Source organism: Xenorhabdus santafensis, assembly GCF_033949405.1.
Lineage (GTDB): Bacteria > Pseudomonadota > Gammaproteobacteria > Enterobacterales > Enterobacteriaceae > Xenorhabdus > Xenorhabdus santafensis.
In genome coordinates this window covers 1-3556 of the sequence record NZ_VCDN01000149.1, presented here as the reverse complement: position 1 = coordinate 3556, position 3556 = coordinate 1, and the positions used below count along the sequence as shown (strand labels likewise).

The 3556-nt window shown below is 39.8% G+C and carries 2 protein-coding genes; one reads left to right on the top strand and one right to left on the bottom strand.

Going from position 1 to position 3556, the window contains the following annotated elements:
- Window positions 1–186: 186 nt before the first annotated feature.
- Window positions 187–1410 carry a tyrosine-type recombinase/integrase gene (locus FE392_RS19325; protein WP_319931773.1) on the bottom strand — a complete coding sequence of 408 codons (1224 nt, stop codon included), beginning with the start codon at window positions 1408–1410 and terminating at the stop codon, window positions 187–189.
- Window positions 1411–1749: 339 nt separating this feature from the next.
- On the opposite strand from FE392_RS19325, the gene FE392_RS19320 reads away from it, so the two are divergent.
- Window positions 1750–2967: a tyrosine-type recombinase/integrase gene (locus tag FE392_RS19320; protein WP_319931772.1), complete on the top strand. Its 1218-nt coding sequence runs from the start codon at window positions 1750–1752 to the stop codon at window positions 2965–2967.
- The last annotated feature ends 589 nt before the right edge of the window (window positions 2968–3556 follow it).

The following is a 3556-nucleotide window of genomic DNA, read 5'->3' as shown; positions in this document are numbered from 1 at the left end:
TTAATTGTTTTTTCCATTTGTAAGATTTATCGTTTTATAGAAAGTATCAGCTCTCTAATTCCCTGTTGTATGAAAACTAGTCACTGTTGGAGCCTCCAACACAGTCTACAAAATCACCATTCATACGCTGTATAAAAAAAGCACTTTGTTGGCACTGCCAACAAAGTATAAAAAATCACCGTATCTTTACGCCCTTTTGCCAAATTTTCCGATCAAGACATTTTCACCGCGTTCCAGCATCTCCATATGATCCGCATACCATTGCAGCATTTCCCTGCGCCCCTCCAAATACTGGGCGTGGTTGTAGGTTCCCCGGATGCTGTTCTTATCAACATGGGCAAGCTGAGTTTCAATCCAAGCCGTGTTATAGCCTTGTTCATGCAAGATAGTACTCATGGTGTGGCGGAAGCCGTGGCCGGTTGCCCTGCCATCATAACCAATGCGTTTAATAACCTGATTAATGGCGGCCTCGCTCATCGGTTTCCCCGCATCATTACGTCCGGGGAAAACGTATTTCCCACGTCCTGTAATAGAGTGCAGTTTGATAAGAATGGCTTTAACCTGATTTGATAGCGGAACGATGTGAGGACGGCGCATTTTCATTCGCTCAGCAGGTATCTGCCAGATATCCTTATCGAAATCGAATTCAGTCCATTCTGATTCTCTCAATTCGATGGTACGCACACCAGTAAGCATCAGTAAACGTGTCGCGGATTGGGTCACTTCGCTTCCGCTATAGCCCGTCAAGGCGATGAGGAATTCATTCATTTGGTCGGCTAAAAGATGTGGGAAATGTTTTTGCTTCGGTGCCTTAAGTGCGCTGGCAAGATCGGTAACGGGGTTGAACTCAGCCCGTCCGGTAATCACGGCATAGGTGAATATTTGCCGACAGGCCTGTCTGGTTTTTTTCAATTTATCCAAAACACCGCGTTGCTCCATTTTTCGGAGCACAGCCAGCATTTCGGCGGGTTTAATCTCTGTAACGGCACGTTTACCAATATACGGGAAGATATCTTTTTTCAGATATTCCAGAATGTCTTCGGCATACCCTTTTGACCAGTTGGGGCGTTTATGCTCGTGCCACTCAATGGCGATGGATTCAAAACTATTACTGACCGCAAATGCTTTGGCTGCCTTTTCAGCTTTCTTTTCCTCTATCGGATCATTGCCATCTGATAGTGTCCGCCGTGCTTCATTTCTTTTGGTTCTTGCTTCTGCGAGGGAGATATCAGGATATACCCCCAGTGCGAGTAATTTTTCTTTGCCTGCGATCCGATACTTCAACCGCCAATAGCGAGCGCCATTAAGGTTAACCAATAGGTATAGTCCGCCATCATCTGTAAGCTTATAAGGTTTTTCTTTCGGCTTTGCAGTACCCCACCGCTTTATCTGGATTTGGGGGTATCTCACTTGATTGAACCTAACAATGCCCCCAATTATGCCCCCAGAGATCTGTGGATTTCAACATACCTTAGTAGACTATGGGAGAATGGGAAAAGGCTAACAGCGCGTATTTATTGGGGTTTTGTGGACTTTGGAAGACGTTAAGATATGAGTGGATGGTACGCCCTACAGGATTCGAACCTGTGACCTACGGCTTAGAAGGGCAATTTTTTATGATTTTAAGTGATTTCCATCCATTTCATTTTATTTCATATTATTGATTTTAAATAAATTTAACATATTGAATGGTGTCATCTTATGTCATACTATTTCACCACTAAGACACCCATTAGAGCACCCTTAATTATGGCTGGATTACTACTTACCGATAGCAAGATAAAAGGCATCAAACCTAAAGATCAGGCTTACTATGTTTGGCAGGCATCTGCCACTCGTGGAACAGGTAGATTAGGGTTAAAAATTTATCCCTCAGGTAGAAAGGTCTTTGTCTATAAGTACCATCTTAATGGTTCAAGAAAATTCCTGACATTAGGTGATTATCCTACACTTACTCTGGCTGAAGCCGCGTCAAAAGCTCAAAAAGCCCAAGAACAATTATCCTCTCCTAATCAGCCCATCATAAATCACGCCACAATTGAACAGTTATTCAATGACTATATTGCTGACCAAAAACGCCGTGACAAGAGATCTTATGACAAAACTCAGTACAGGTTAAATCAGGTATTAGATAGCCAGCATATTGATAGAAATACGCCAGCAAAAGATATTACCCCAGACCACATTAAAAGGATATTAGCTGAATTTATCTCACGCGGTGCTGTTGCTGGTTCAAATAAGGTTCGTGCAAATCTTCATGCTGTATTTAACTTCGGATTATTCGCTGACAATGATCCAGCCAAACTGAACGAGAAGGTTATTTATGGCCTTGACCGGAATCCCGTGACCATCGTTCCACGCCAAAAAGGGGCAGATAAAGCGTTGGACAGATTTCTATCATGGGATGAAATGGAAGAGATTCTAAAACTGTTTCGTGTTTCGTCGACAGTATACCCAATCCATCCTGATTATGGCCGGTTAATATTGCTTTGTATTTTCACTGCTGGACAACGCCCCTGGGAAATAATGACCAATACAAAAGATAACTGGGATAAAAAGAATAACACGCTGACCGTGCCGCCTCATATTTCAAAAAACAGTGATTATCACGTAATTCCCTTATGTGAAACTGCAACAGAAATATTAAAATGCCAAGCTAAACAATACCCAGATTCAGAATTTTTATTTCCCGGAAATACTAAAGAAGGTCATTTGCTCACAGCTGAATATGCCAAGCAGATCCGAAAATTTTGCGTTCGCTATGATTTTGAGAAATTTACACCAAGAGATATCAGGAGAACCTTTAAAACGCTTGCAGGAGAGATGGGGATCAGTTCTGAAATGAGAGATAGACTGCAGAATCATAAAAAACCCGGAGTCTCAACTAAACACTATGATCGCTACGACTATCTGAAAGAAAAGCGAGAAATTATAGAGCAATGGGAAAATAAGTTATTATCACTATAGGGCAGAAAACTGCCCTTTGAAATCCAAGAAATTATCTAACAAAGTTGAGTTAGTTGTATTGACTCAATCCTCAATATTAATTGATATACCCAATACCCAATGATTTCCTCCATTTGAGATTTATCTTATTCCATCACAATATTTATTTTTCATTCTAATTAATGGATGAAGTTTATATATACCATGCAAATACATCATTCATTTTCACTTCTTTTCATTAAACAAATAAAAACCCATTTCTAAAAATAATTTTTCGTGATCTATCTCATAAAGTGAAAATGATCATGACATTTTCAAGACGACATCTATATTTTTATTTTCATATCAGTCAATTACGAAAAAACATCATTTATGGATAAACATTTAATTGGTTATATCCACTAATCATATTTTCTATCTAAGCATATTCTTTTTTAACGGCAATGATTTTAATTTTTTATGCTGTCATTGCAGAGTACCACTTTGTATGTCACTTGATGTTATTTGGTCTTTATTCACTCGTCATTTATTATTGTCCCATTTTATTCACCACGAATCCGCCGATATATTCGGACAACCTAGTTCATGAAATTTATCGGACAACAACGTA